The organism is Dietzia massiliensis, assembly GCF_018390595.1.
GTDB classification, from domain to species: Bacteria; Actinomycetota; Actinomycetes; order Mycobacteriales; family Mycobacteriaceae; genus Dietzia; species Dietzia massiliensis.
Map to the genome: position 1 here is coordinate 22,634 of NZ_JAHBAV010000018.1, position 26,481 is coordinate 49,114.

24 protein-coding genes and 1 pseudogene are annotated in these 26,481 nt (G+C 67.9%); 9 read left to right on the forward strand and 16 right to left on the reverse strand.

What is annotated here, in order from left to right; translation table 11 throughout:
* Positions 1-17: 17 nt before the first annotated feature.
* The 3 genes from KHA85_RS07100 to KHA85_RS07110 all read right to left on the reverse strand — a co-directional run bounded on the left by KHA85_RS07100 (position 18) and on the right by KHA85_RS07110 (position 3,756).
* Positions 18-2,060, reverse strand: a complete 2,043-nt coding sequence (locus KHA85_RS07100) for a bifunctional copper resistance protein CopD/cytochrome c oxidase assembly protein (protein ID WP_213185279.1) — start codon at positions 2,058-2,060, stop codon at positions 18-20.
* Between the two features lie 370 nt (positions 2,061-2,430).
* On the reverse strand, positions 2,431-3,372 hold the full coding sequence (locus tag KHA85_RS07105) for a cation diffusion facilitator family transporter (protein WP_017838579.1): 942 nt from the start codon (positions 3,370-3,372) through the stop codon (positions 2,431-2,433).
* Between the two features lie 6 nt (positions 3,373-3,378).
* The gene (locus KHA85_RS07110; RefSeq protein WP_042330374.1) at positions 3,379-3,756 is read right to left on the reverse strand and encodes an ArsR/SmtB family transcription factor; all 378 of its coding nucleotides are present in this window, start codon (positions 3,754-3,756) and stop codon (positions 3,379-3,381) included.
* 268 nt (positions 3,757-4,024) lie between these two features.
* Here KHA85_RS07110 and KHA85_RS07115 point away from each other — a divergent pair, with 268 nt between their 5' ends.
* Positions 4,025-5,338: an ISL3 family transposase gene (locus tag KHA85_RS07115; protein ID WP_213185280.1), complete on the forward strand. Its 1,314-nt coding sequence runs from the start codon at positions 4,025-4,027 to the stop codon at positions 5,336-5,338.
* Between the two features lie 1,461 nt (positions 5,339-6,799).
* Here KHA85_RS07115 and KHA85_RS18260 read toward each other — a convergent pair.
* The 9 genes from KHA85_RS18260 to KHA85_RS07160 all read right to left on the reverse strand — a co-directional run bounded on the left by KHA85_RS18260 (position 6,800) and on the right by KHA85_RS07160 (position 13,181).
* Positions 6,800-7,639, reverse strand: a complete 840-nt coding sequence (locus KHA85_RS18260) for a DUF4185 domain-containing protein (protein WP_213185301.1) — start codon at positions 7,637-7,639, stop codon at positions 6,800-6,802.
* Positions 7,536-8,111 carry a DUF4185 domain-containing protein gene (locus KHA85_RS18265; protein WP_213185281.1) on the reverse strand — a complete coding sequence of 192 codons (576 nt, stop codon included), beginning with the start codon at positions 8,109-8,111 and terminating at the stop codon, positions 7,536-7,538. The genes KHA85_RS18260 and KHA85_RS18265 overlap by 104 nt, the downstream gene beginning before the upstream one ends.
* 133 nt (positions 8,112-8,244) lie before the next feature.
* A complete protein-coding gene (locus KHA85_RS07130; RefSeq protein WP_017838560.1) occupies positions 8,245-8,625 on the reverse strand; it encodes a hypothetical protein in 381 nt (126 codons plus the stop codon).
* Between the two features lie 485 nt (positions 8,626-9,110).
* Entirely contained in the window at positions 9,111-9,611 is a 501-nt protein-coding gene (locus tag KHA85_RS07135; protein WP_213185282.1) for a hypothetical protein, read from the reverse strand.
* Positions 9,612-9,802: 191 nt separating this feature from the next.
* Positions 9,803-10,462 carry a hypothetical protein gene (locus tag KHA85_RS07140; RefSeq protein WP_156523581.1) on the reverse strand — a complete coding sequence of 220 codons (660 nt, stop codon included), beginning with the start codon at positions 10,460-10,462 and terminating at the stop codon, positions 9,803-9,805.
* Positions 10,463-10,541: 79 nt separating this feature from the next.
* Positions 10,542-10,787, reverse strand: a complete 246-nt coding sequence (locus KHA85_RS07145) for a hypothetical protein (protein ID WP_156523582.1) — start codon at positions 10,785-10,787, stop codon at positions 10,542-10,544.
* A gap of 6 nt (positions 10,788-10,793) precedes the next feature.
* Entirely contained in the window at positions 10,794-11,072 is a 279-nt protein-coding gene (locus KHA85_RS07150; RefSeq protein ID WP_082923921.1) for a putative quinol monooxygenase, read from the reverse strand.
* Between the two features lie 85 nt (positions 11,073-11,157).
* On the reverse strand, positions 11,158-11,934 hold the full coding sequence (locus tag KHA85_RS07155) for a recombinase family protein (RefSeq protein WP_082923922.1): 777 nt from the start codon (positions 11,932-11,934) through the stop codon (positions 11,158-11,160).
* A 287-nt stretch (positions 11,935-12,221) separates the two neighbouring features.
* Positions 12,222-13,181: a TIGR03620 family F420-dependent LLM class oxidoreductase gene (locus tag KHA85_RS07160; RefSeq protein ID WP_213185283.1), complete on the reverse strand. Its 960-nt coding sequence runs from the start codon at positions 13,179-13,181 to the stop codon at positions 12,222-12,224.
* A gap of 147 nt (positions 13,182-13,328) precedes the next feature.
* Here KHA85_RS07160 and KHA85_RS07165 point away from each other — a divergent pair, with 147 nt between their 5' ends.
* The 8 genes and pseudogenes from KHA85_RS07165 to KHA85_RS07195 all read left to right on the forward strand — a co-directional run bounded on the left by KHA85_RS07165 (position 13,329) and on the right by KHA85_RS07195 (position 21,790).
* Positions 13,329-14,690: an acyl-CoA dehydrogenase family protein gene (locus KHA85_RS07165; RefSeq protein ID WP_213185284.1), complete on the forward strand. Its 1,362-nt coding sequence runs from the start codon at positions 13,329-13,331 to the stop codon at positions 14,688-14,690.
* 57 nt (positions 14,691-14,747) lie between these two features.
* Complete coding sequence (locus KHA85_RS07170) at positions 14,748-15,224, forward strand: hypothetical protein (protein ID WP_213185285.1); 477 nt, start codon at positions 14,748-14,750, stop codon at positions 15,222-15,224.
* Between the two features lie 6 nt (positions 15,225-15,230).
* Positions 15,231-16,478 carry a D-arabinono-1,4-lactone oxidase gene (locus KHA85_RS07175; RefSeq protein WP_213185286.1) on the forward strand — a complete coding sequence of 416 codons (1,248 nt, stop codon included), beginning with the start codon at positions 15,231-15,233 and terminating at the stop codon, positions 16,476-16,478.
* Entirely contained in the window at positions 16,475-16,873 is a 399-nt protein-coding gene (locus KHA85_RS07180) for a sensory rhodopsin transducer (protein ID WP_213185287.1), read from the forward strand. The genes KHA85_RS07175 and KHA85_RS07180 overlap by 4 nt, the downstream gene beginning before the upstream one ends.
* A pseudogene (locus tag KHA85_RS19435) lies at positions 16,873-17,301 on the forward strand (FUSC family protein); the annotation flags it as partial. The gene KHA85_RS07180 and the pseudogene KHA85_RS19435, both read left to right, overlap by 1 nt.
* A 720-nt stretch (positions 17,302-18,021) precedes the next feature.
* Positions 18,022-18,885, forward strand: a complete 864-nt coding sequence (locus KHA85_RS19440; RefSeq protein ID WP_236885332.1) for an SDR family oxidoreductase — start codon at positions 18,022-18,024, stop codon at positions 18,883-18,885.
* 1 nt (position 18,886) lies between these two features.
* Positions 18,887-20,821, forward strand: coding sequence for a glycoside hydrolase family 15 protein (locus KHA85_RS07190; protein ID WP_213185289.1), 1,935 nt, complete (start codon positions 18,887-18,889; stop codon positions 20,819-20,821).
* A gap of 3 nt (positions 20,822-20,824) precedes the next feature.
* Positions 20,825-21,790: a TIGR03885 family FMN-dependent LLM class oxidoreductase gene (locus KHA85_RS07195; RefSeq protein ID WP_213185290.1), complete on the forward strand. Its 966-nt coding sequence runs from the start codon at positions 20,825-20,827 to the stop codon at positions 21,788-21,790.
* A 21-nt stretch (positions 21,791-21,811) separates the two neighbouring features.
* Here the strand turns inward: KHA85_RS07195 and KHA85_RS07200 are convergent, their stop codons facing one another.
* The 4 genes from KHA85_RS07200 to KHA85_RS07215 form a co-directional block, all read right to left on the reverse strand.
* Positions 21,812-23,017: an NAD(P)/FAD-dependent oxidoreductase gene (locus KHA85_RS07200; RefSeq protein WP_213185291.1), complete on the reverse strand. Its 1,206-nt coding sequence runs from the start codon at positions 23,015-23,017 to the stop codon at positions 21,812-21,814.
* A 3-nt stretch (positions 23,018-23,020) separates the two neighbouring features.
* Positions 23,021-24,292: an allantoate amidohydrolase gene (locus KHA85_RS07205; RefSeq protein ID WP_213185292.1), complete on the reverse strand. Its 1,272-nt coding sequence runs from the start codon at positions 24,290-24,292 to the stop codon at positions 23,021-23,023.
* A 127-nt stretch (positions 24,293-24,419) separates the two neighbouring features.
* Positions 24,420-25,076, reverse strand: a complete 657-nt coding sequence (locus tag KHA85_RS07210; RefSeq protein ID WP_131886401.1) for a helix-turn-helix domain-containing protein — start codon at positions 25,074-25,076, stop codon at positions 24,420-24,422.
* A 21-nt stretch (positions 25,077-25,097) separates the two neighbouring features.
* Complete coding sequence (locus KHA85_RS07215) at positions 25,098-26,471, reverse strand: FMN-binding glutamate synthase family protein (protein ID WP_131886390.1); 1,374 nt, start codon at positions 26,469-26,471, stop codon at positions 25,098-25,100.
* Positions 26,472-26,481 lie beyond the last annotated feature (10 nt).

Below are 26,481 nucleotides of genomic sequence, written 5' to 3' on the forward strand. Positions count from 1 at the left end.
GAGGGTCCGCTTGTCCCCTACTTCCGGTCGGTCTGGGACATTTCGCGGAGCATGTCGTTATAGGCCTTGAGCTCGGCGTCGTCGTCCCGCTCGGCCTGCCGCTCCCCCCTCCGCGCCTCACGCATGTCCGTCTGGAACCACTGCCAGGCCAGGGCGAGCATGACGATGAACAGCGGGATCTCCCCCGCCGCCCACGCCACCCCGCCGCCGACCTGCTGGCTCTGCAGCAGATCCGGGACCCAGGGCAGCCCGATCCCCGAGTACCAGCTCTCGGCCAGCACGGTCTTGTAGTTCATGAGCATGATGCCGAAGAAGGCGTGGAACGGTAGCGAACCGAGCAGCACCATGAGCTTGTAGAAGGGCGAGAAGTGCCGCGGCGCCGCGTCCACGCCGATGATCACCCAGTAGAACAGGTAGCCGCTGATGAGGAAGTGCACGTTCATGAACATGTGGCCCAGGTGCTCGGAGGCCAGCGTCTCGTAGAACCCTCCGAAGTAGATCAGGTAGAACCCGGCCACGAACTGCACCGAGGCGACGATCGGGTGGGTGAGGAATCGGGAGAGCGGGTTGTTGATGAACTCCACGATCCACTCGCGTGGTCCCGGCGGGTTGGCGCGGCCCGCCGCCGGGAGCGCCCGCAGTGCCAGTGTCAGCGGCCCGCCTAGGGCGAGCAGGACCGGAACGAGCATCGAGATGAGCATGTGCCCGACCATGTGGCTGGCGAAGTCGGCCATCATGTACATCCCCATGCCGGAGCTGGTGGTCAGGAACAGCAGCACGCACCCGAGCACCCACGCCACGGTTCGTCCCACCGGCCAGGAGTCGCCGCGTCGGCGCAGGGTGATCAGCCCCCACACGTAGAGCCCGAGCAGGATCACCGAGGCCAGACCCAGCACCAGGTCGAAGCGCCACAGACCGAACACTGTCTCGAAGGAGAACGGCCCCGGCAACTCAAAACCCAGCAGCGACTCCTGCCGGGTGGGCACGTAGAGCGGTGCCGGTGGTGGGGTGCGGCCGAGCGAGACTGACAGACCCAGGGTGCCCGCCATGATCACCGTTTCGACCAGTCCGATGCGCAGCAGCGTGCCGCGGTCCACCGGGGCGTTGGCCGACGTTCCCTCGATGCGGTTGATGATGCGCCGGCGCACCGCCAGCCCGAACACCGCCAACAGTGCCAGGCACAACGCTTTGGCCACAATCAGCAGCCCGTAGGTCGAAGACAACAGGTCGGCGGGGTGCAGACGGACCAGCCCGTTGATGATCCCGGTCAGCCCGAGCGCGACGATCGCCACCGTGGCCACCACCGAATAGCGGCGCAATGAAAGCGCTACCCGGCCCCCGCCACGCATCGCGTGGGCGATCACCGCGACGAGCCCACCGACGTAGAACGCGGCAGCGAACAGGTGGATGATCAGCGAGTTGGCGGCGATGTCGTGGGCGGTGCCGCCCGAGGCGTGGCCCGTCGCGGCAACGGGCAGGAGCGAGAGCACCGTGACCCCCAGCCAGATGACCGACCAGCGCCAGCTCACGGTGAGCCGCTGCCCGATCCCGGCGACCAGTGCAATGATCGCGGCCCAGCGCCACGAGGACGCCACCTCGATCTGAGTGATCGCCACGATCCACTGGTCCGGCGGCAGGGACTGCCAGAGCGTGCGCCCGGACACATCCGACAGGGTCAGCGGGATGAGCAGGGCCGCCGCGATCGCCCACGCGATGTTGATCCACGAGGAGATCTGCTGTGCGCGGTAGCCGTCCACGTCGAGGGTCTTGTCTTTCTGCGGCGGGGTGAAGAACGCGGCGAACAGCGCCATTCCCACCGCCACCGATGCCAGCAGCTCGGCGATCGCGCGGACCGCCGGGAGCCCGGCGGTGGTGAGCAGGCCCGGGTTCGGGACGCCGAGGAGCTCGAGTGCCAGGTCCGTGGACATTCGCGAGAGCGGGACCACCACACCTGCCGCCACGACCGCGAGCAGCACCACGACCGGCACCACACCGCGGGTACGCAGCGGTCTGGCGGTGGCGGAAGCTTTGGACGAGGGTGCCTTCGACGACGGCGACATGATCCCTATCGTAGGAAGCGGGTATCCCGGGGTCCGATTCGCGCCTGCTCTGCGCACCCCCGTGACCGGCGACGTTTCATGCGGGCCGTCCACCTGCCGGCGGACTACCGGGCCTGCTCGCATGCGCCCACTCGGCCGCCGCTCTCTCGGACTCCGGGCCTCAGCTGATCAGACAGTCTCGGGTTCGGGCGGTGATCGCGTGGGTCGGCCAGCCTGCCGAGGCCTTCAGGGTCGTACCTTCACCCGCATTGGTGGCCGTCTCCGCGCCCGCCGATCCCTTTCCTGCCGCCGCGCCGAGCAAGTCCGCTGGCCGGACCCGCACTACCCATCGTGCAGAAATGTGAACCGTTCATCTCCGGCTCGTAGCGGGTCAAGCGTGTCGGACTGCGGGAGATTCACGGTCACGCACGGCGGCGGTCTCCAGTTGAATGGTGGCATGGTCAATGGAGACGGGGAAATGCTCCTTGACGCAGGTGAGGATCTCCTCCAGGATCTGCGGGGCGTGACCGGATTCGAAGCACTGATCATCGATCACGACATGCGCGGAGATGACCGGCAGGCCGGTCCCAATCATGGATGCGTGCAAGTCGTGCACGTCCCGAACATGGTCCAGCTCCAGTATGTGATCCCGAACCTCATCCAGATCGAGCCCCGTAGGCGCGTACTCCATCAGCACCCGAACCGTCTGCCGCAGAAGCGTGAACGCGCGCGGGATGATCAAGGCGGCGATGAACAGCGCGGCAATGGTGTCGGCTCGCTGGAAACCGGTGGTGTTGATGACGATCGCCGCAACGATCACCCCCACCGACCCCAAAGCGTCGTTGAGCACCTCCAGAAATGCCGCCCGCATGTTGAAGTTGTCGCCTCGCCTGGAGGCCAGCACCACAATGGCGGCGATATTGGCGATCAGGCCGATCACGCCGAACACCAGCAGTTCGGTACCGGGCACGTCCGCCGGCTCGAAGAGTCTGCGGACGCCTTCGATCGCGGCATAGCTACCGACGACGATCAGCAGGACAGCTTGCCCTAGTGCGGCGATGACTTCGATCCGGGCGAATCCCCAGGTCCGTTTACTGCTCGGTGGACGCAGCATCATCGTCGCGGCTATGACCGCAACCAACAATCCCGACGCATCAGCCAATGCATGAGCGGTGTCGGTCAACAACGCGAGACTGCCAGTGACCACGCTGCCCACCGCTTGGGCCACCACGATGATCGCGGTGATGCAGAACGCGATCAGCAGCCGACGACGCGTCCCGCGATCGGCCTGGGGAGAAGTACTTCCATGGTCGTGACCGTGGCTATGCCCCATCTCGACTCACTCCTGCCCGAGGTCAAGGTCGGGGTGGTCCTGGTGATCGCGCAGCGACGGCGACACCCCGGACGCACTCAATAGCGCATCGGCGGCTTCTACCAGGTCCGCCAGCCGGGCCGGCTCAGCCAGCGAGAACCACGAGGAGCGCCCCTCGATCCGCATTCTGACTAACCCGCAATCCCGCAGGCAAGCCAGGTGCTTGCTCACCGTGGACTGTGCCAGATGCATGTGATCGACCAGATCCCGAACCCGATGCTCACCACTGACCAGATGCTCCAACAACGCCAGTCGAGTTGGTTCTGCCAGAGCATGGAACAACGCTGCATAGGTGTTTCGATCCTCGAACGTCACTGAATCGGGCACCCCATAATTGATCGCCATAGAGCGATGTTAGCACGAACCGTCGATAAGTTCGGGTGGGTCTCGGCCATCGGTGTACGCATTGTTCTTGCTCAGTCGTGCCTGGCACGGGAGAGCAAATGGCCACGAGCCGAATTGCTAGGTGTGACACTTGGAAAACGGGCTCTTCCGGATCCGGAGTGCGTAGCGGGGATGCTGCGGTGATGCGGTGAGGCACAAGATGTAGGGGTCCTGGGGGTGTGAGGATTGCGGTTCCTACACCTGCACCCAGAACCACCCAGGACCCGCTTTGAACGCTACCGCCAGCCTGCTTGCCGACACCATCTGCCGCACCGTCGAGCTCGGGGTGACGATCACCGACGCCGCGGTGGCCGACGAGTTCACGCACCTGTTCTGCGCCCCGGTCACACTCGACCCGGTCTGCGCCGAGTGCGGGATGGCGGGCCGTTTGCGGGACCACGTCCAGCGGAAGGTGACCGATCTGCCGATCGTCGGGCATCCCACCAGGCTGCATGTGCGAGTACGGCGCTTCACCTGCGACAACATCGAATGCGAGACGCGCATCTTCCAGCAGCGGATGCCGGCGTTGGCTGAGCCGCGGGCCAAGACCACCCGCCGGTGCAGCCGCTGGATTCTGCAGCGCCTGGCGATCGACCGCACCAGCGTGGCCGCCGTCGCGAAGGCCCTCGGGCTGGGCTGGGATCTGGTCAACGACCTGGCGGTCTCCGAGACCCGCGCCATGGTCTACGACCAGCCCGGCCACTTCGACGGCGTCCGTGTCCTCGGGGTCGATGAGCACAAATGGAAGCACGTGCGCGGTGACGGCAGCAGCTCATTCGTCACCGTGCTGGTGGACCTGACCCCGGTCGTGGACGGCACCGGCCCGTCTCGCCTGTTGGACATGGTCCCGGGGCGTTCGGCGAAGGTGCTCACCGAGTGGCTCGACGCCCGCGACCAGGTGTTTCGAGATCGAGTCAAGGTGGTCACGATGGACGGGTTCGCCGGCTACCACTCCGCCGCAGCCAAGGCCGTGCCCGCAGCACGCACGGTGATGGACCCGTTCCACGTCGTGCATCTTGCCGCCGCCAAGCTCACCGTGTGCCGCCAACGGATCCAGCAGGCCACCACCGGGCACCGGGGACGGACCGGCGATCCTCTGTACGGCATCCGCAGGACGTTGAACACCCGGGCCGAGCTGCTGACCGACAAGCAGAAGGTCCGCTTGTTCAAGGCGTTCACCGCCAATGACGCGCACGCGGCGGTGGAGGTCACCTACGGCGTCTACCAGCGACTCATCGCCGCCTACGAGGCCTCGGGCAGGCGGGAGGGCAAGATCGCGATGTACAAGCTCCTGCGCTCGATCCGGGCCGGGGTGCCCAAGGAGCTGCCCGAGCTCGCCCAGCTGGGCCGGTCGCTGTGGAAGCGCCGCCGCGAGATCCTCGCCTACTTCGACGTGGGCGCCTCCAACGGCCCCGTCGAGGCCATCAACGGCAGGCTCGAACACCTCCGCGGAATCGCCCTGGGCTTCCGGAACCTCAAGCACTACATCTTGCGGTCACTGATTCACTCCGGACAGCTGCGGGATCGGATCAATGCACTCTGAATCCGGAAGGGCCGGAAAACGCCCCAAGGTGGAACATACTCATCCAGTATTCTCCGACGAGGGTACTGGTTCGATGGGGCAACGGGAGACCAACCGTTTGGCTACGATAAGGCACGGGGTAAGCACTGGGTATGGAACAGAAACATATGGAAGGCGACGGTAGGAAACGCGGGGGGCTGTAACGAGTCTCAGTCGAATCCCACCGCTGGAGTATTCACAAACTGGTTCGACCGCTTGACATGTCGTGTCATTAACTCAATTCCCGTCGATTGCAGTCAATGGGAAAGTAAGCGGGTTCGCTCTATCGAAGTGCGATCAACCACCCAGAACACCCCGCCTGGCAGCGAGATGCTAGGCAATCTCAGTATCTACTGTGAGAATACGCCGCCTAGCGACCAACTGTGTCCGATTTGGGTAGGCTACGCAGTCCCTCCACATCCTGACGATACTCCGCCACCGTACAACTAACTAGGTAACCCGTCGGGGCATCGCAGTTGAGCGATGCCCCGACACCGGCGTTGCCCAGGTTACGCTTTTGTGCGACAGATATTGAATCCTAAAGTTACCATTACATTAGAGCGGCAAAGTTATGAACCAAGACGGGCCAACCGAGAACCACTGGACTGACACGTTTTCAGAAAATGAGCACTCGCGGGCTTTTCCATTCATCACCCAATGCCATCGCGAATTGCAGTCGCGGTACTGCGACGACGCCAACCGAGATATGCCGTCGCGCTTCCTTTGTTACTTGCTGAACGAGATTCGCACTAACACATTAACCGAATGCTGGTGCGTAGGCGTACGCGACGCTGGAGTACTTGGCGATGGCAGCGCATGGATCAAATATAGTTTTGGCGAATTGAAATTTGCTATTGCTCTTCGAATTGACGCCTCCGTTATCAAGGCGCACACCGACCACTTAGCGAGGTATGCAAGCGAACTTGCAGCTTTCACAATTGGAGAGCCGGGCATCAACTTGGCAAATTCAGAAATCGTGGACGGCACCTACTGGTTTAGGGTGGACAGATAGTTAACCGTTCTGTGTACGCTATTCAGGGCAGTTGGTGGGCAGTTCGGCGAGGGCGTCTGGGTATGCGCCGTGGCCGTTCAGGGCGAAGCCCGCGAGGCCAACGACGTCGCGGCGCCAGCGCAGGAGCCCGAGGAATAACGGCTCCCCTACTTGGTTGGCTGCGTGGCGGCTGGAGCGTGCTCGCCGACGGCGACTCCCCCATCCGTTCGGACTTGGGTCGGGGAACGCCGGAAACACGTAACGTTTCCTGTTCCCGGATGCTGTGGATCTGAGTGCGGTGACGACGGACGCAACGCTGGCATTGCTGCCGCCCAGAACTGCACCCGTTCTGGGCGGCCACTAATTGATCCGACAGACATTGCGGAAAAGCGACACCGCCCGGGACGCCCGGGCCAAGGGGCGCACCGCCGAGGAGTCCGCTCGAGAAGGGCCTACTCCGCGGTCATCGGGTCATAGTTTTCGTGATCGGCCGGGGTTGTGCGATCGTCCTCGAGTTCTCCTTGTAAGGCAGAGCGGAGCCAATCATGATCGACCTCGGCGTCGACTGCGTCCGCGAGAACCGCGACCTGCTCGGCCACGGGGAGCTGAGAGACGTCAGGCGCCAGGTCCCCCGTGTACTCCTCGGTCACGTGACTGGACTCGGAGGACAGGTTCTCGGTCGCTGCCCGCGCCGTCGGAGAGGAACTCAGGGAGCCGGACCCTCCACCGAAGAGGCTGACCTCCCATTGCCTCGTGCCGTAGTAGAGCGTCTGGCCATTCACCTGCGGCCACGCTGACAGCAGCATTTGCGCACGGCCCAAGTTGCTGTACGGATGGATCGCCGGCGCGTAAAGGGCTGGCTGCTCGACTCCGGTGACCTGAATGGCGGGCATCGTCCATAGGCCTTCCGGGCGAGGAGCGGTCCGGGTGACGGCGCCAAGGATGCCGTCGCAGTACGAGAGCACGACTCGTCCGTCGATGACTTGAGCGGAGAGCTCGCCGATGGCGTTGTTAGGAACCGTGGGGGTGAGGATCGGGGTCGTGAAACCACCGCGGCGCCATGCCCATGTTCCGCCGCCGTCTCGACCCCAGAACTCATAGGTTGAACGGTTCCACATGCTGCGCCAGTCCACGCGCACGAGATGGATGCCGCCGCCGTTCCAACGGCCCTCGTTGGTGCCGTAGATGTTAAACCCAAGGTTCGCCGGGGAGCATGAGCATCGTGTTGTTCTGGAAGTGACTCCACTCCCCCACGTTAGGGAAGTCGAAGTTCTCGCGATTGACCTCCAGATCCCACGTGCGTTCCCAGTTCTCGGCGTGGGCTTCGGTCGAGGTCCACATGCGCGAGTGGAAGGTCGCCCAGCTCCCGCCGGGCGAGATCGGATCCCAGGACCGGATCGCGAAAGTTGTCATCATGTACCGGCCGTCGGGCAGGTGGATCAGGTCGTTCGGAATGTTGGTGAAGCCGTCCGGGAGCTCGCCAGCATGGACCGTTCCGCGGTGCTGATAGTTGATCATCTCTTTGGCGTAGGCGCCGCCGATGGCGTTGTCCCACCGGATGCCGTTCTCAATGTCTGGGTTGGACTGGCGAAACCCGACTGGAGACCTCCAGCCGCTGCCGCCGACGTGGTCGACGAAGGTGTCGCCGAAGATCGTGATCGTGTACCCGTGGTTGGTGATCGCCGGGAACCCGAGATCGGTTGCTGAGGCGCCCCAACGCCCAGTTTCGTTCGGGCCTGTCAGCTCTTTGACCAGTCGTGCCATCGTCATGCCTCCTGTGTCGAGAAGTCGCCTTGGCGACGAAGTGAGCAACGTCAGTTTGCGTCGTTCACATCCACCGTGCCATGCGGGTACGACACGAAACTGAACGATTAGTTCACGAAGGAGGTGAATCTCGTTAGAGTCCGGGGATCATGCCCGGGTACAGGAAGACGTTGGACGCTGGAGTAGACGATCCAAGGCCCAGAATGGGGCGCAGCTTGTGTGGGTTCCCGGCTTGGTCGGCCTGCCAGCAGTTGTCGTACCCGCGGAACCCGGTACACACGATCTTCGTGGTCGTGCCAAACGGCGAGATGATTCTCGGCAGGCCGATGAAGGGATTGTAGAACTCCAGACGGTCAGGGGTGAGCGCAAAGCTGGTCACGTCGACTGGCCGGACGGGAGATCCCTGCCCGGGATCAACGGGCCAGGCGTCCTGAGCGTTCGCTTGTCCCACACCGACAAGCATTGATGCAGTGGCCAATGTGACGGCGGCGAGCGTGGCAAGGGTGCGGCGCATAATCAATTCCTTGCTGGGAGGGACGGTCTCAACCCGGTTATCGTCGCAGAAGTCGTATGCGTTAACAACGGAGCAAGCTGGCGTTCTCAGGCGCTCAGCGCTACTGGGAACTTGAGGGTGCACCCATCCAGGTGAACCGGTGACCGGTCGGATGGCCAGTTGCACCGCCTCAGGCCTGAAAGCGTAGGTGCCACTCGATGGCGTCGCCCACCACCAGAGTCGTGACGTGGCCGTCCTCGGCCACGAACCGGACGCTGACTCGGGAAAGTGGAGCATCGGACATGCGCCGAGCGTAGCCGCGCCAACGTGCACTTCTCGAAGAGAGCCGTGCCCCCAACATCTCCACCGGCGGGCGTCTCCTCTCTCTCCCCCGCCCCCGATTCCTAAGAACTGCGTAGGCCGTCCCAGTTCCTTGGTTGTGGGACGGAGACTGTCGACCCGCAGTTTCGGTTTGTGAGTCGCAACGCGCTACACATCGTGCTTGTTCACGAAGACCAGGTGCGCCGCCGAGAGAGAAGGTCCGGGTTGATGACGCGGACCGCTTGAATCAGAGCGATGCCCAGTAGTCCGTAGATCCACACGGAGTACGACCACGGGCTGTGGGTAACCATGCTGACGCGGGGGTCGTCCCTGGTCCAGTAGGTGCAGCGAACCCCGGCGGGGAGCAGTTCGTACCCATGGGACCAGTTGAGGTTGGTGTGAAATGTGCTGACCTGTTCCTGCGGGGGAAGCCGTTCGGGAGGAAAGCCGTCCGGCACGTGACCGTCGCGAAGGGCGCAGGTATAGCCGGGGTAGTCGTTGTAGGCGTCACTGCCGGCGAAGCCGAGGAACGCGATCGCTCCGCAAATCGACAGCACTGCAGAGACAGCGGCTGCACTTCGTCTGGCACCTCGCCCGGTCGCCTTGAAGGAAACCCAGACGGTGAAAATCCAGATCGCAAGCGACAGGGCTACCGGAGGCAGTAGCGGAATCAGGAATGCCTCCACGGGTACCTCCTAGTTGTCGCACTGTGCGGGATCGGGACAGGTACGCGTGTCAGTCGGTGGCTGCCGACGAGTTCCCCATCGCAAGACCCCTCGATTGCGGCGCTCAGTGGCGGGGTTCTGCCAGGACTGACTGGCAGCCCGGTGTCATGCTGCAGCACCTACCGCGAGCGAAAATCCCAGCGTCGCCACAGCTAGGACTGCGGGAGGTCGCGGATCAGCGGGACTACTTCCCACTGGATGTCGCTTCGCACCTCCTCGACCAGATCCGGCCTAGTCGAGTAGACCTCAATCCATCCTGTCTCCGGTTGAACCTCGAGGAACAGCGTCTCGTCGTCGGACCACAAGAAGGATGGTTCGGGGTAGAGGAACGGGTCCGTAAGAGCGGCGGTCGAGGCCGATACCAGCTGGTAGTCGTAGTCGCTGCCATAAGCGCTGTCGTCCACGATTTTGATGATGCGCGTGTCCTCGGGGTCTCCGATTGGATCACCCCACACCGTCCAGATCGCCGCCTTCCACTCCTGACAAGACGCGGTGCGAGAAAAGCGCTGCACGATCTCGATGGCAGGGCCCGCGCTGCACCCGACGAAACGATCCACATCCGTCGCTTGCTCCGGGGAGGTGGCGCTGTCGATCATCGCCGTCAATCCGCGGCGGGGCGGATACTGCGCACCCACCCACTCAGCAACCTCACGCCATGAACACCAACCGGCCACGTCACGGCCCGCACGGAGCGTGATCGGACACAGGATCCGCACCCCGTGCGGAAAGAGTTCTCGAACCGCGCTCACGGTCCGCGCCTCGAGCAACGCTGCGATGCGCCCCTCGACTCCGCATGGCACCCATCCGGTCACGCCGGTAATCCCCCTCCGGTCGACCGCGCGCCAGTGAGCGCCGATTCGTACTTACGCAGGACAGCCGGCGTCGCGCTGCTCACCGCGAGGTCGCCCGCCTGGCGTCGACTGCCCGGTGGAGGGCCCAGATGATCAGCCCCACGACGGGCAGGAGGAACGCCACCATGAACCATAGGAACGTCTCGGGCCACGGCGCTGCGCGGCGCCGTTCAGCGACGACGATCGCGACCGGGATCAGCAACCACACCAGGCCGGCGAGGAGCCATACGACGTCAAAGGCCAGCGGAATCACTGCATCCGCACTGTCTGCGGCGAAAGTAGTCATGCCGAGTCAGAGCCCCGTGATGCAGTAGTCGCGCTCAATACCTGCTGTCACTATCCCCCACTCACTGCCGCGAACCCGCTCCTGATGCCTGCGGAACGAAGCGGCGTCGTCGAAGACCTCCTCGACGCCCCACACCAGACGATCCTCGGTCCGGGTCACCGAGAATGACCTGCAGCCCTGCTCAGCTCGCGTCAACTCAACATGACATGGCAAGTGGGTGTCGACAAGAGCGGCTTCGCGTTCGTCGCGACACACCAATCGACCCTTCAGATGAACTTCGGTCACAAGTCCAGTATCGGCTACCCCTCAAGCGGCACGCCCTTGAACAGCGCAACGGGCCGACCATCAGCGGTCACGGTGCGCGGCGCTGTCACGGTGCGCGGCGCTGGAGGGCGCGATACAGGGTGGAGCGGCCTACCCCGAGATCTCGAGCGATCGCTGACGGCCCCTCCCCTGCCTCCACGCGGGCTCGGGCTTTACCGATCTGTTCGTCGGTCAGCACGCGTTTGCGTCCCCTGTATTTGCCTTTCGCTTTGGCGATGGCAATGCCCTCGGCTTGGCGTTCACGGATGATGGCCCGCTCGAACTCGGCGAACGCCCCGAGCAGCGAAAGCATCAGGTCTGCTCGTGGATCCTGGGCGCCGGCGGCGTAAGTGGCGCGTTCGTGGACGAACTCCACGCTCGCGCCTTTGGCGGTGATCTCGCCAACGATCTGCTTAAGATCCACGAGGGAGCGAGCGAGTCGGTCCATCGATGCAACGACGAGCTCGTCACCGTCCCGCAGGTACCTGATGCACTCAGCGAGCTTCACCCGGTCCGCGCGAGAGCGTGCGGACTGCTTTTCTATATAGACCTGATCGCACTCCCCAACCGCCTCGAGCTGACGCGCCTCATTCTGATCCGCGGCCGACACCCGCACGTACGCCACCCGCTGCCCACGAGGCCGCGAGGACCGGCGAGCCGGCTTCCGGGCCGGCCCCGATTCTCCCTCGACGATATTCTCCGAGTCCGTGGACTCGACTCGGATTGACCAGTCCAGCTCGTCCCGGCGACGGAACCTGGTACGCACGCTCCCGCGGCTGACGATGAGCACCTCCTCGCCACCGTCACCCGAGCGATTGAGCAACATCCCGATTCGATCAGCCATCGAAAGAGCCTTTCGTCCGGAATCTGTACCACTACACACTAGACCCGAAGGGACGGCGTTTCATAACTCTAGAAACCACCTTGTGACACAGCGACGATGGCGGACTCGCGCTCGTCCCCCTGGGGTGTACTCGACAAACCACATTGCTGCTAAGGAGTACTGGGGAGATCTACGAGCGCCGCCAGCGGTCAGTGGCGAGGATCAACCGGCTCTCCGAAAAAACAGAGACTGACAAGCCCCTCTGGCAACCGACGCGTCTCCGGTCCGCGCAGTCTGGCGACCAGGCGTCAGCCGAGCAGCCCCTCGGCCGCGATCCGCCAGTCCTCGACCGGCGGCGTCAGCACGTTCTCGCCGAGCACCTGCACCAGCACGGTCGAGGCCCCTGCGTCCAGGTGCTCCTGCACCCGCGCCCGCGTCGCCTCGACCCCGCGGGTGACCATCGCGTGCTTGAGCCGATCGCTGCCCCCGCGCACGTAGTCCGACTCGTCGAACCCCTGCCGGGTCCACGAGTTCCGATAGTTCGGCAGGCCCGTATAGACGTTGAGGTGATCGTGGGCCCGCGACCGCCACACCTCGTCGTCGTCGTCGACCCCCTCGGCCACCACCGCGGCGTGCTCCACGACCAGGGCCGGCCCGTCGTCGGCGGTCCCGCCGAGGATCTCGCGCGCCCGGGCGGTGTGCTCGGGCAACGTCAGGTACGGGTGGGCGCCGGCGGCGCGATCGCGCGACAACTCGAGCATCTTGGGGCCGAGCGCGGCGAGCACGACCGGCGGCATGGTGTCCTCGCCCGCCGCCATGGGTTGAGTCCGGTCGAGCGCGTCGAGGTACTCACGCATCGCCGACAGCGGCCGGCCGTAGTGGTGACCACGGTGGCGCTCGACCAGCGGCGCGTGCGAGACGCCGAGACCCAGGACGAACCGGCCCGGGTGCATGGCTTCGATCGTCCGGGCGGCCGCCCCCGCCGCCGAGGCGTCGCGGCCGTAGATGTTGGCGATGCCGGTGCCGATCGCCATCCGGCGCGTGGCGCCCAGGTACAGCTGCGCGGCGGTGAACGCCTCCCGGCCGACGGCCTCGCCGAACCACAGCGAGCCCCAGCCCTGGTCGTCGAGCTCACCGAGGACGTCGGGGATCGCCGCCGGCGTGAGTCCCTCGAGCGAGCCGGTCCACAGGCCGATCCGGCCGAGCTGCTCGCGACCTGCGGGGCGGTGGCGGGTTCGGTGGGATGCACTGTCCTGGAGGGCACTCATGTCCCCGAGTGTGCCCGACCCCGTCGTCGCCGGGCCGGCCATTCGCCGCAAACGGCCGCGGCCGTCGACCCGGTCGCGACACACTGAGCTGACACGTGTTGCAGCGACACGCGGCACACCCCCGGGCACCGAGGAGACGAGACGCCGATGTACGAGTGGTCCGAGACCGACCTGATGATCCGCGACGCCGTGCGCGGCTTCATCGCCAAGGAGATCCGCCCCCAGCTCGACGCCCTGGAGAGCGGTGAGATCCCGCCGTACCCGATCATCCGGAAGCTGTTCGCCGAGTTCGGCATCGATGCCATGGCGCGCGACGGGGTCGAGAAGATGCTGGCGAAGGAGCGGGCGCGCGAGACCGTCGGCGCGGCCGCCGGGGGCGGGACCGCGGGCGGCGGGTCAGCCGGCGTCGGGGCTACCTCCGGTGACGCGCCGCGCGGCGACGGCGGGAGGGGGGACGACGACGAGGGCGGCGATTCCGGCGGCGACCTCGCCAGCCGGGACTCCATGATGGCCGTGGTGACCAGCGAGCTGGCCGGCGCGTGCATGGGGCTGGTCTCCGCGCTCGGCGTGAGCCTCGGGCTGGGCGCGACCACGATCATGTCCCGCGGGACGCTCGCGCAGAAGGAACGCTGGCTGCCGGGGATCGTGACCATGGAGAAGGTCGCGTCGTGGGCCATCACCGAGCCGGACTCCGGTTCCGACGCCTTCGGCGGCATGCGGACCTACGTGCGGCGCGACGGCGAGGACTACATCCTCAACGGCCAGAAGACCTTCATCACCAACGGGCCGTACGCGGACGTGATGATCGTCTACGCCAAGCTCGACGAGGGGTCGGGTGGAGCGGGCAGCACGGGTCCGGCCACGGACGCCGACAAGCGCGACCGCAAGGTGCTGACGTTCGTACTGGACAAGGGCATGGAGGGCCTCACGCAGGGTGCTCCGTTCAAGAAGATGGGCCTGCACAGTTCCCCGACCGGGGAGCTGTTCTTCGACAACGTCCGCCTCGGCAGGGACCGGCTGCTCGGCGAGTCCGAGTCCGGTCACGGAGGCGACGGCCGCGAGTCGGCGCGGTCGAGCTTCACCGCCGAGCGGATCGGGGTGGCCACCATGGCGCTCGGGATCATCTCCGAGTGCCGCCGGCTGTGCATCGACTACTCGCGCGAGCGGACGCTCTGGGGCCAGGAGATCGGCCGTTTCCAGCTCATCCAGCTCAAGCTGGCGAAGATGGAGATCGCGCGGATGAACGTGCAGAACATGGTCTTCCACTCCATCGAACGCGCCCGCGCCGGGAAGCCGCTGAGCCTCGCCGAGGCGTCGGCCATGAAGCTGTACTCCTCCGAGGCCGCCACCGAGGTCGCCATGGAGGCCGTGCAGCTCTTCGGCGGTAACGGGTACATGGCCGAGTACCGGGTCGAGCAGCTCGCGCGGGACGCCAAGTCGCTCATGATCTACGCGGGCAGCAACGAGATCCAGGTGACGCACATCGCCAAACGGCTGCTCGCGCGCTGAGGCCGGCGCCAACGCCTGACCGGTTGCCCCGCGCGCCCCAGCTCGTACCGTCGTGGTATGGCCACCGAGATGTTGCACACCTACATGCAGGACCACCACGCCGGTGCCGCCGCCGGGATCGATCTGTTCCGGCGCGTCGCCGAGCATCACGACGACCCGCACGTCCGTGAGGTCGTGGGTCGGATCGGGGACGAGACCGTGGAGGACGTCAAGGCTCTCGAGGAGCTCATGACGTTGGCGGGGACCTCGCCCTCGGCGCTCAAGGACCTGCCCGCCAAGGCGGCGGAGAAGTTCGGGCAGCTCAAGCCCAACCGGCGCGTCGCGGAGCGGTCCCCGCTGAGCGACCTGGTCGAACTCGAGGCGCTCACCCTGGCGGTGACCGGCAAGACGCTCGGGTTCAAGACGTTGCTCGACATCGGCGACCCGCGCCTGCCCACGCCGACGCTGGAACGTCTGGTCGAGCGCGCGGAGCAGCACGGCCGTGAGCTCGAGCAACTGCGGCTGAGCTGCACAGACGCCCTGAAGAAGCGGTGACAGGGTGTGGCGGAGACCTTCACCAACTGGTCCGGCAGCCTGAGCTGTTCCCCGCGCCGTCGGGTCCGCGCGTCCACCGTCGACGAGGTCGTCGAGACGATCCGCGGCGCCGCCGATGACGGGTCGACGGTCCGTCCGCTCGGCTCGGGGCATTCCTCGATGCCCATCATGACCACCGACGACGTGATGCTGTCCGTGGACGACATGCGGGGCGTGCTCTCTGTGGACCGCGAGGCCGGGCTCGCCCGGGTGCTCCCCGGCACGGGGCTGGCCGACCTGGGCGCGGAACTCGCGGAGCACGGGCTGGCGATGGAGAACCTCGGCGATGTCGACTACCAGTCCATCGCCGGTGCGATCGGGACCGGTACCCACGGAACCGGTGTACGCCTGGGAAACCTGTCGTCCACGCTGGCCGGCGGCACGCTCGTGAACGGCACCGGCGAGGAGGTGCCGTTCGGAGTCGACGCCGCGGACGACGGCGGGAGCCCCGGCGACGAGGACGACGACGAGGTGCTGCGCGCCGTGCAGGTGTCGCTGGGTGGCCTCGGTGTTCTCACGAGTCTGACCCTGCGGGTCCTGCCGGCCTACGAGCTGCACCGCACCAACTGGATGACGCACATCGACTGGGTGCTGGAGAACCTCGACGAACTGGTCGAGCAGAACCGCCACGTGGACTTCTACTGGTATCCGCGCAGCGACCTCGCCCAGGTCAGGATGCTCAACCCGCCGGGACAGGAGCCGGAGCTGCTGCCGCCGGGCGAGCTGCGCAAGGACGAGATCGGTCCGTCGTACGAGATCCTGCCGAACCACCGAGAGCACCATTTCGACGAGATGGAGTACATGCTGCCGCTGGAGGTGGGGCGGTACGCGTTCCGGGAGGCCCGCGAGCGGATCAAGCAACGCCACCGGCAGCATGTGGGCTGGCGAGTGCTCGTCCGGACCGTCGCCGCGGACCGTGCCATGCTCAGCCCGTCGTACAGGCGGCCCACCACGACCATCGCGCTCCTGCAGAACGCCTCTCTGCCCCACGATCACTACTTCCGCGACATGGAACCACTGATGCTGGACCACGGTGGCCGCCCCCACTGGGGAAAGAAGCACACCCGGACCGCCGAGCACCTCGCCGGCCTCTACCCCGAATGGGAGGACTTCGCCCGGGTCCGGGAGCGGTTCGATCCTGACGGCGTCCTGCTCAGCGGCCATCTGCGCGAGCTCTTCGGTGTCGGCTCCGGCCGGAAGGGAGGGACGGCATGACGAGCGGCAACGACGACGCGACGCGGCGGGGCGACGGCAGCACCCGCTGGTACTTCCCGGCGGGGTTCATCCCCGAGCACGGGACGGGTCACGAGCCCGAGTACACCAGCCGCAACGAGCTGTGCCTGCTCAACACCGGCGACGAGGAGGTCTGCGTGCGGCTCACCGTCTTCCACGCGGACCGCGATCCCGTCGGCCCCTACGAGATCCGGGTCGAGGGCCGGCGGGTGCGCCAGCTGCGGGTCAACGACCTCATCGCCCCGGAGGCCGTGCCCCTCGGCCGACCACTGGGTCTTGTGCTGGAGTCCGACACGCCCGTGGTCGCCCAACTGCGGTACGTCGACACCCGCCGCGGCGGACTGACCGTCACGGCGGTGCCCGGGCTGCCCGGATAGTGTTCTCCCGCGCGTTCGGTCGACTGCGGGGTCATGCGCCCACCCTGCTCCTGGCCTCCGTCGCGGCCGGTCTGGCGTATCTCCTCGCGGGTCTGGTGTTCGGCCCGACCGAGGCGGTCTTCGCACCGATCGCGGCGGTCGTGGCGACCGGCCTCTCGGCCGGGCAGCGGCGGATGCGGGCGGTCGAGATCTCGTTCGGTGTCGTCCTGGGCATCGCCGCCGCCGATCTGATGTCCCGCCTGCTGGGGATCGGCGCGTGGCAGCTCGGGGTGGCCGTCCTGCTCGCGACGTCCGCGGCGGTGGCGTTCCGGGCCAGCGGGCTGCTCAGCAACCAGGCCGCGGTCGCGGCCGTGGTCGTCATGACGCTCGTCCCCCTCCTCGACACCGGCCCCTGGGTCCGCCTGGGGGACGCGCTGATCGGGGGCCTGGTCGCGGTCGCGCTGTCCACGGTCTCCTCCCCGTCCACCTTCCGCACGTTGTCGGCGGCCGCCGACCGCACCCTGGCCGGGTACGCACAGGTACTGGCCGACCTGCGCCGTGACCTGGCGGCGGGATCGCTGTCCGGCGCCGAGGCCCGCCTCGAGCAGATGGAGTCACTGGCCACGGCGCGGCAGGAGTTGGACGACGCGGCCGCGGCGGTGCGCGAGCGACTCGTGCTCGGCGGCCGCGCCGCACGCGCCGAGCGTCGCCGCACCCTGGACACCGGGGCGCTCCTCGGTCAGCGCGTCGTGCTCCTGCTGACCTCCGGGCGCGCCCTGTGCCGCGCGGGCGCCAACCTCGTCCGACGCGGCCGCCCGGTGGAACCGGAACTGCTCGAGGCGCTGGACCGGTTGGTCGCCGCCGTCACCGCCCTGCGCGGATGGGTCTCGGGAGGTGACGACGACGAGGTGCGCGATCTCGCACTCTCCGCGGCGGCAGTGGCGTCCGAACTGTACGAGGGTGGCCGTCCGCCGGCGGTGGTCGTGGCCGTGGGTCAGATCCGCTCGGCCGTGGTCGACGTCCTGCGGATCACCGGCTCGTCGCAGGCCGACGCCGTGGCGATGCTCGAGACCGCGGCGGGTCGCGCCGACCGGTGTGCACCCCGCGAACTCTTCGCTACGGTCGGGTCCATGGGTACCACGAGCGACATCGCAGACAATGCGCAGCAGATGGTCAACGACTCCGGCGGATTCCCCGCACAGGAACAGGAGCCACCCGGGCTGACCTCCCGGATGGACCCACAGCCGGACCACGGCGAGCACAGTTATCGCGGCTCCGGCCGCCTGGACGGCCTCAAGGCGCTCATCACCGGAGGGGACTCGGGCATCGGTCGGGCCGCCGCGATCGCGTTCGCCCGCGAGGGAGCGGACGTCGCGATCTCCTACCTGCCCGTCGAGCAGCCGGACGCCGAGGAGACGGCCGGGTGGATCGAGAAGGCCGGACGCCGCGCGGTCCTGCTGCCGGCGGACTTACAGGACGAGGCGCAGTGCCGCGGGGTCGTCCGTGACGCCGCCGAGCAGTTGGGCGGGCTCGACGTACTGGTCAACAACGCCGCTTACCAGCACGCCCGGGGCGACGGGCTGGAGACCATCGACTCGGAGAACCTCGACCGGGTGATGAAGACCAACCTCTACGCCACCATCTGGGCCAGCCAGGAGGCGCTGCAGTTCCTCGGGCGTGGCTCGTCGATCATCAACACCACGTCCATCCAGGCCTACCAGCCCGCCCCGCCGCTGGTGGATTACGCCGCGACCAAGGCCGCGCTCAACAACCTCACCGTGAACCTGGCGAACGAGCTGGGCGAACGCGGAATCCGCGTCAACGCCGTCGCCCCGGGGCCCATCTGGACACCGCTGCAGCCGGCGACCCAGGAGGGCGACAAGCTCGAGGAGTTCGGCGTCGACACCCCGCTCGGCCGCGCCGGTCAGCCCGGCGAGTGCGCGGGCGCGTACGTCTTCCTCGCCTCGCCCTCCGACGCGAGCTACGTCTCCGGAACCGTGTTGGGGGTGACGGGCGGCAAGCCCATCTTCTGACATGTCGACCCCCCTCGAGGAGTACGCACTTCTGTCCGACCTCCGGACCGGCGCGCTCGTCTCGCGCGACGGCAGCATCGACTGGCTGTGCCTGCCCCGGTTCGACTCCCCCGCGGTGTTCTCGGCGCTCCTCGGTGAGCCCGAGGACGGTCGGTGGCGCCTGTCCGCCGTCGACGGTGAGGTCGTCGACCGCCGCTACCACCCGCTGACCTTCGTCCTGGAGACCACCTGGCGCACGCCCGGCGGCGTCGCGCGGGTGACCGACTTCCTTCCACGCAGTACCGACCAGGGGGACCTCGTCCGCCGCGTCGAATGCCTGGAGGGCCGGGTCGAGATCGAGCACGACCTGCGACTGCGGTTCGACTACGCCCGTGCCACCCCGTGGACCCGGGAGATCGACCGTAGTGGCGACGAGCGGGCGCTGCTCTCGTTGGCCGGGCCGGACGCCATCCTGGTGACCGGCCCGATGCTGCGGTGGCCCGACGAGGACCTCGACGACTCGGCCGGCGGCGGCGAGGGTGACGGCGGGAGCGAGGGCGGCGACGACACGCACACCCGCGTCGCCGTCGACGGCCCGGACGACGCCCGCGGTGGCCATCGGGCCCGACGCCTCGAGGGCAGGTTCGGTCTGTCCGCCGGGGAGATCCTCTCGTGGGATCTGACCTGGTTCCCCTCGCACGAGCCGGCCCCGGAACCGCCCGAGGCGGAAGAGGCCCTGTCGGCGACGATCGACATGTGGCACGGATGGGCGGACCAGCTCGAGGTGGACGGCCCCTACCGGGACGAAGTGGTCCAGTCCCTGCTGGTCCTGCGCGCGCTGACCCACCTGGACACCGGCGGGATCGTGGCGGCCCCCACCACCTCACTCCCGGAGGAGTTCGGTGGTGGCCGCAACTGGGACTACCGCTACACCTGGCTCCGCGACGCCGCGTTCACCATCGAGGTCGTGGTGGCGCACGGGCTCACCCGGGGCGCGACCCTGTGGCGCGACTGGCTCCTGCGCGCGGTCGCCGGTGACGCCCAGGACGTGCGCATCATGTACGGACTCGCGGGCGAGCGGCAGCTACCCGAGGAGGAACTCGACCACCTCTCGGGGTACGAGGGTTCGCGACCGGTCCGCATCGGCAACGGCGCGGCCGACCAGTACCAGGCCGATGTCGTCGGCGAGGTGATGATCGCCCTGCACGAGCTGCGCGCCGCGGGAGTCGACGAGGAAGAGTACACCTGGGGGCTGCAGAAGCGCCTGCTGGCCTACGCCGAGGCCAACTTCGACCGCGAGGACCACGGCATCTGGGAGATGCGCGGCGACACCCACCACTTCACCCACGGCCGGGTGATGATGTGGGCCGCGTTCGACCGCGGGATCCGAGCGGTCGAGGAGTTCGGCCTCGACGGTCCCGTCGAGCGGTGGCGGGAACTGCGCGACCGCCTGGCCGAGGAGATCGAGGAGCACGGTTTCGATCCCGAGCTGAACAGTTACACCCAGACCTACGACAACGACGAGGTCGACGCGTCGCTGCTCCAGCTGCCCCACATCGGGTACCTGGACTTCGACGACCCGCGCATGCTGGGCACGGTCGCCAGGATCGAGAAGGATCTGGTGAGCGACTTCGGGCTGGTCAACCGCTACCGGACCTCCAGCGGCATGGACGGCGTGGGCGGCACCGAGTACCCGTTCGTCATGTGCACGTTCTGGCTCATCGAGCAATACGCCTGTAGCGGACGGCTCGCCGAGGCCGAGGAGCTCATGGCGAGCATGCTGGCCTGCGCCAGCGACCTGGGCCTCTTCGCCGAGGAGTACGACCCCGAGAGCGGGCGCCAGGCGGGCAACTACCCCCAGGCGTTCAGCCACATGGGACTGATCCGCGCCGCGGACGCCATCGACGCCGCACGCCGCACCCGCTCCGCGCACGGAGCCGAGCCGAAGGAGGGCTGAGCGATGACCGACTACGGATTCCACGCCTCCCACGAACAGATCTCCCCCGGACGGCTCCTGGACGACGTGCAGCGGGCCGAGCGCGCCGGATTCCGCATGGCGATGTGCTCAGACCACTTCGCACCCTGGTCGGTCCGACAGGGCCACTCGGGTTTCGCCTGGTCCTGGCTGGGCGCGGCGCTCGCCACCACCGACCTGGAGTTCGGCACGGTGTGCGCGCCCGGCCAGCGCTACCACCCGGCCGTCGTGGCGCAGTCGGCGGCGACCCTCGCGCAGATGTTCCCGGGGCGGTTCTGGGTTGCCCTGGGTAGCGGACAGAACATGAACGAGCACATCACCGGCGACAAGTGGGTCGCGAAGGACCTTCGCCAGGAGCGGCTCGAGGAGTGCGTCGACGTGATCCGACGCCTGCACTCCGGCGAGGAGGTCACCCACCGCGGACTCGTGGAGGTGGATCGGGCGCGCGTCTACTCCCTGCCCGACACCCCGCCACCGCTGCTCGGACCCGCGCTCACCCCGGCCACGGCCGAACGCGCCGCCGCCTGGGCGGACGGGCTCATCACCGTCAACGCGGACCTCGAATCGGTGGCCGGGATCGTGCGCGCCTACCGCGGCGCGGGCGGGCGTGGGCCACTCGCCCTGCAGGTCCACATCTCGATCGCCGACACGATCGGTCAGGCCCGCGATCTCGCCCGCGATCAGTGGCGCAACAACGCGATCGACTCGCCCCTCGACGCTGACCTCGCCACCCCGGAGGAGCTCGACCTCGCCGGGCGCTACCTGCCCGACGAGAAGATCGCCGAGGCCGTGATCGTCACCGACTCCGTCGACGACCTCGTCGGGCGCCTGCGCGAGTTCGAGGAGCTCGGATTCGAGCGGATCTACCTCCATCACGTCGCGCGGGACCAGGCGCCGTTCCTCGAGCTCGCCGAGCGGCAACTCCTGCCCGCCCTCCACGGTTGCACGTGAAACCCGCGGGTCCGTCGCCCCTCAGCGCATCTCGCCGGCGCCCACGTACGGGTTGAGGCTGGTCGTGGGGCGTCCTTCCGCGAACCGGGAGTAGCGGCAGTCGGACGGGTCGACGCCGCTCATCGTCGTCGTCCCCTCAGTCAGTAACTCCGCGACCAGCCGACCGACCGCGGGTGCCATCTTGAAGCCGTGGCCCGAGAACCCCACCGCGAGGAACAACCCCTCGATCGGCGACGGGCCGATGATCGGGTTGTAGTCCGGCGTCGTGTCGTAGGCCCCGACGTAGCTGCCCGTGATCGAGGGGTCGGGCATGTCCGGGAGCCGGTGCATGAGCCGCTCGACGACCTTCTCCACCGTGGAGGTGTCCGCACGGTTGGCGTAGGCGTCCGGGTCGATGTACTCCGGCGCGTGGTGGTCGGAATTGCCGGCGAGGATCTCCCCGTTGGGCTCGCGGCACAGGTACTGCAGGCCGACCAGATCGGACAGGGTGGGCACCGCCCCGAGCGGCTCGCCCTGGTCCACCATCACCAGCTGGGCGCGCTGAGCCCGGACCGGGATGTCCAGGCCCACGGTCGCACCGAGCTGTGGCGCCCACACGCCGGTCGCGAGGATCACCTGCTCGGCGTGGATCCGGGTGCCGTCGGCCAGCTCGGCGCCCACGACCCGGTCACCGCGTCCACGGATCAACGAGGCCACGCGGGTGCTCTGCCGGATCCGCACACCACGTCGGCGGGCGGCGGCCGCGAACGCCATCCCCGTCATGTACGCCTCCCCCCGGCCGCCCCGCGGCTCCCACGCGGCCGCCGCCACGTCGTCGACGTTCAGTCCGGGCCACAACTCGGCCATCCGGTCCGGGCCGATGAGCTCGGTCTCGACCCCCAGGCTCTGCTGCATCGCCACGTTCGCCCGCAGCGGCACCACGTTCTCCTCGCCGACGATCACCGCGTAGCCACACTGGCGGAAGCCCAGGTCGTCACCGAGCAGCTCGGTCGCGTTCTCGAACACCGGGATGCTGTGCCAGCTCAGCGCCGCCATCGTCGGCGAGCCGTAGTGGCAGCGCACGATCCCGCTGGACTTTCCGGTCATGCCGGAGCAGAGCGTGTCCTTGTCCACCACGAGGATGTCGGTCTCGCCCCGCTCGGTGAGGTTCCACGCGATCGACAGGCCCTCCAGGCCGCCGCCGACGATGAGGAACCTCACCGTGGTGCTCGTTGCCGTGTCTGTCATCGGTCACTCCTTCGCTTCGGTTGTGAGGGTGTCGGTGCCGAGGGTGTCGGTGGTGAGCAGGTCCGCCAGGACGTCGGCCAGAGCCTCGGCGCCGCACTCGGCGTCGGCGTCCTCGACGTACTCGTCCGGCGAGTGGGAGACGCCGGAGGGGTTGCGGACGAAGAGCATCGCGGTGGGGACGTGCGCGGCGAGGACGCCCGCATCATGTCCGGCGCCCGTCGGCAGTACCGGGACGCCCGGCAGGCCGGCGCGGAGCCGGTCGCGCAGCACGGGATCGAAGTCCACCGACGCGCTGAGCGACTCCTCCACCATCGACACACCGCACCCCTCCCGTAGCGCGGCGGACGCCGCCGCTTCGGAGATCTCGTACACGATCCGCTCGGTGACCACGTCATCCGGATGGCGCACGTCCAGCCACAGGTCCACGCGCGAGGCGATGACGTTGGTGCCCCCCGGCGTGGGCACCAGTCGGCCGACCGTGGCCCGCGCCCCCCGGTGCACGTGCGCGATGCGCCGGACGTCGAGGACCGTCCGCGCCGCCGGGATCATGGGATCGCGCCGGTCCGCGAGCAGCGTGGTGCCGGCATGGTTGCCCTGGCCGGTGAACGTCAGCCGCCACCGCCCGTGGCCGATGATCGACGAGGCCACCGCCACGGGGCTGTCGAGGTCGACGAGCCCGCGGCCCTGCTCCACGTGGAGTTCCACGAAGCGACCGATGTGGCCCAGCGCCTCGTCGTCGCGGCCGAGGTGCGCTGGTTCGAGACCGTTGCTCCTGCACAGCTCGGCGAAGGTGACCCCGTCGTCGTCGCTCAGTCCCGCCGCCACGGCCGGATCCATCGCGCCCGTCAGCAACAACGACCCCAGGCACGCCCGCCCGAACCGCGACCCCTCCTCCTCGGGGAAGACGGTCAGCGCCAGGGCCCGGCGCGGCCGCACCCCCCGCGCCACGAGTCGGTCCACCGCGACCAGCGCCGAGGCGACGCCGAGGGGACCGTCGAAGGCCCCTCCCCCGGGTACCGAGTCCAGGTGACTCCCGGTGACCACGGCGTCCTCCAGCGGATGGTCGGCCGGGTTCCACCAGGCCCAGATGATGCCGTTGCGGTCCGTCTCGGCGCACAGACCGCGGGCGGCGGCCTCGGACAGGAACCACTCGCGCAGGCTCGACTCGGCGGTGGAGTAGACGGGGCGGCTGTATCCGCCCCTGATGGGATCGGTGCCGACGTCCGCGATCGCGGACATCAGCGAGGTGACGGTGGCGGCCACGGGTGCCGACATGGGGGCTCCTCGGGAAAGGTGGGGGCGCACGACCGGGTGAAGGGTCGCGTGCGGGAAATGGATGGGATGTGGTCGGGCGGGCGCCGGGGCGGGTGGTGAGCGGCCAGCGCGGGGAACGCCGCGGCGGTCAGCCCTCGACGCCGTCCGGATAGGCGGTCACGGAGAGGAATCGGATGGGCAGCTCGAGCATCGCCACCGGGCCGTGGACGCCCTCGCCGTCGAGGAGGAGGGAGTCCCCGGGCCGGAGGCGGTACTCCGCCTCGGCGTGGTGGTAGATCATGTCGCCGGCCAGCATGTAGAGCAGCTCGGTCCCCGGGTGCTGGAAGCGCGGGTGCGTCTCCGACTCGGCGGTGAGCGTCACCAGGACCGGTTCGATGCGCTTGTTGGGCCCGCGCAGCGCGCCCAGCAACTCGTAGACGTGCCCGACCGACGTGCCCCGTCCGACGATCGTGGCGCCCTGCCCGTCGGCGGTGAACACCGCGTCCCGCCTGGTGTCCGCGCCACGCAGCAGCGAGGTCACCGGGACGTCGAGACCGGCGGCGAGCTTGGCCAGCATGCTCAGCGAACAGGACGTCTGCGCGTTCTCGATCTTGGACAGCATCGCCTTGGAGATACCGATCCGCTGCGCCATCTCCGCCACGCCCAGCCCCTCGGCCGAACGCAGCCTCCGGACGTGGAAACCGATGATCCGCTCGAGGTCGTTGCCGGTGGGCACGTCCACCGGGAGCTCGCGCGGAGCCTCCTGATGGACGATTCTGCGCGCGGTCTCCGGGTCGGTCCCCATGGCCTCGACGGTAGCGGTCACCTACAGGCCCCGTCCCACGTGGCCGGGGATCCAGTCGGTACCGGCCAGCGGCACCCGCGCCATCGCGGCGGCCTCGAGGGTCAGCGCCACCAGGTCGTCGGGCTCCAGGTGGGTCAGGTGCGCCTTGCCGCACGCCCGGGCGATGGTCTGCGCCTCCATGGTGAGCACGTGCAGGTAGTTGGCCAGGCGCCAGCCGGCGGCCTCCGGGTCCAGCCTGCTCGCCAGCTCGGGATCCTGCGTCGAGATGCCGGCCGGGTCGCGACCGTCCTGGAAGTCGTCGTAGAAGCCGGCCGCCGACCCCAGGGCGCGGTACTCCTGCTCGTAGCGCGGGTCGTTGTCGCCCAGCGCGATGAGCGCCGCCGTCCCGATGGCCACCGCGTCCGCGCCCAGTGCCATGGCCTTGGCGACATCGGCGCCCGAGCGGATGCCTCCGGAGACGATGAGCTGCACCTTCCGGTGCATGTCCATCTCCTGCAGCGCCTGCACCGCCTGCGGGATCGCCGCGAGGGTGGGGATGCCCACGTGCTCGATGAACACGTCCTGCGTGGCCGCCGTCCCACCCTGCATCCCGTCGACCACCACCACGTCGGCACCGGCCTTCACCGCGAGCTTGACGTCGTAGTACGTGCGGGTGGCCCCGACCTTGACGTAGACCGGCTTCTCCCAGCCGGTGATCTCCCGGAGTTCGAGGATCTTGATGGCCAGGTCGTCGGGACCCGTCCAGTCCGGATGCCGGCACGCCGAGCGCTGGTCGATGCCCATGGGCAGCGTGCGCATCTGCGCCACCCGATCCGAGATCTTCTGCCCCAGGAGCATGCCGCCGCCGCCGGGCTTGGCCCCCTGGCCCAGCACCACCTCGATCGCGTCGGCCTTGCGCAGGTCGACCGGGTTCATCCCGTACCGCGACGGCAGGTACTGGTAGACGAGCTGCGAGCTCTGGCCCCGCTCCTCCGCGGTCATCCCACCGTCGCCGGTCGTCGTGGACGTCCCGGCCGCGCTGGCCCCCCGCCCCAGCGCCTCCTTGGCCTGCGCGGACAGGGCGCCGAAGCTCATCCCCGCGATGGTGACGGGGATGTCCAGGTGCAGCGGCTTCGACGCGTACCGGGTGCCCAGGGTGATGTCCGTGCCGCAGCGCTCGCGGTACCCCTCGAGCGGATACCGGGACATCGAGGCGCCCAGGAAGAGCAGGTCGTCGAAGTGCGGGAGCGGGCGTTTGGCGCCCCAGCCGCGGATGTCGTAGATCCCGGTGGCGGCCGCGCGCTGGATCTCGCGGATGACCGGGCGGGGGAACGTCGCGGACTCCCGCAACGTCGGGTCGGGGGCGGCCGGGACGGAGGTGACCGGCTCGGTGCGGGTGTGGCCGTCGAAGGGCATGTCGGCTCCT

Excerpts from the sequence above, each read along its gene's own strand:
- KHA85_RS07105 (WP_017838579.1), bottom strand. The coding sequence starts at position 3,372 with ATGGGGCATAGCCACGGTCACGACCATGGAAGTACTTCTCCCCAGGCC.
- KHA85_RS07215 (WP_131886390.1), bottom strand. The coding sequence starts at position 26,471 with ATGCCCTTCGACGGCCACACCCGCACCGAGCCGGTCACCTCCGTCCCG.
- KHA85_RS07170 (WP_213185285.1), top strand. The coding sequence starts at position 14,748 with ATGGCCACCGAGATGTTGCACACCTACATGCAGGACCACCACGCCGGT.
- KHA85_RS07160 (WP_213185283.1), bottom strand. The coding sequence starts at position 13,181 with ATGAGTGCCCTCCAGGACAGTGCATCCCACCGAACCCGCCACCGCCCC.
- KHA85_RS07205 (WP_213185292.1), bottom strand. The coding sequence starts at position 24,292 with ATGTCGGCACCCGTGGCCGCCACCGTCACCTCGCTGATGTCCGCGATC.
- KHA85_RS07210 (WP_131886401.1), bottom strand. The coding sequence starts at position 25,076 with ATGGGGACCGACCCGGAGACCGCGCGCAGAATCGTCCATCAGGAGGCT.
- KHA85_RS07190 (WP_213185289.1), top strand. The coding sequence starts at position 18,887 with ATGTCGACCCCCCTCGAGGAGTACGCACTTCTGTCCGACCTCCGGACC.
- KHA85_RS07100 (WP_213185279.1), bottom strand. The coding sequence starts at position 2,060 with ATGTCGCCGTCGTCGAAGGCACCCTCGTCCAAAGCTTCCGCCACCGCC.
- KHA85_RS07110 (WP_042330374.1), bottom strand. The coding sequence starts at position 3,756 with ATGGCGATCAATTATGGGGTGCCCGATTCAGTGACGTTCGAGGATCGA.
- KHA85_RS07130 (WP_017838560.1), bottom strand. The coding sequence starts at position 8,625 with ATGCGCCGCACCCTTGCCACGCTCGCCGCCGTCACATTGGCCACTGCA.
- KHA85_RS07165 (WP_213185284.1), top strand. The coding sequence starts at position 13,329 with ATGTACGAGTGGTCCGAGACCGACCTGATGATCCGCGACGCCGTGCGC.
- KHA85_RS07180 (WP_213185287.1), top strand. The coding sequence starts at position 16,475 with ATGACGAGCGGCAACGACGACGCGACGCGGCGGGGCGACGGCAGCACC.
- KHA85_RS07145 (WP_156523582.1), bottom strand. The coding sequence starts at position 10,787 with ATGACTACTTTCGCCGCAGACAGTGCGGATGCAGTGATTCCGCTGGCC.
- KHA85_RS07155 (WP_082923922.1), bottom strand. The coding sequence starts at position 11,934 with ATGGCTGATCGAATCGGGATGTTGCTCAATCGCTCGGGTGACGGTGGC.
- KHA85_RS19440 (WP_236885332.1), top strand. The coding sequence starts at position 18,022 with ATGGTCAACGACTCCGGCGGATTCCCCGCACAGGAACAGGAGCCACCC.
- KHA85_RS07195 (WP_213185290.1), top strand. The coding sequence starts at position 20,825 with ATGACCGACTACGGATTCCACGCCTCCCACGAACAGATCTCCCCCGGA.
- KHA85_RS18265 (WP_213185281.1), bottom strand. The coding sequence starts at position 8,111 with ATGGCACGACTGGTCAAAGAGCTGACAGGCCCGAACGAAACTGGGCGT.
- KHA85_RS07200 (WP_213185291.1), bottom strand. The coding sequence starts at position 23,017 with ATGACAGACACGGCAACGAGCACCACGGTGAGGTTCCTCATCGTCGGC.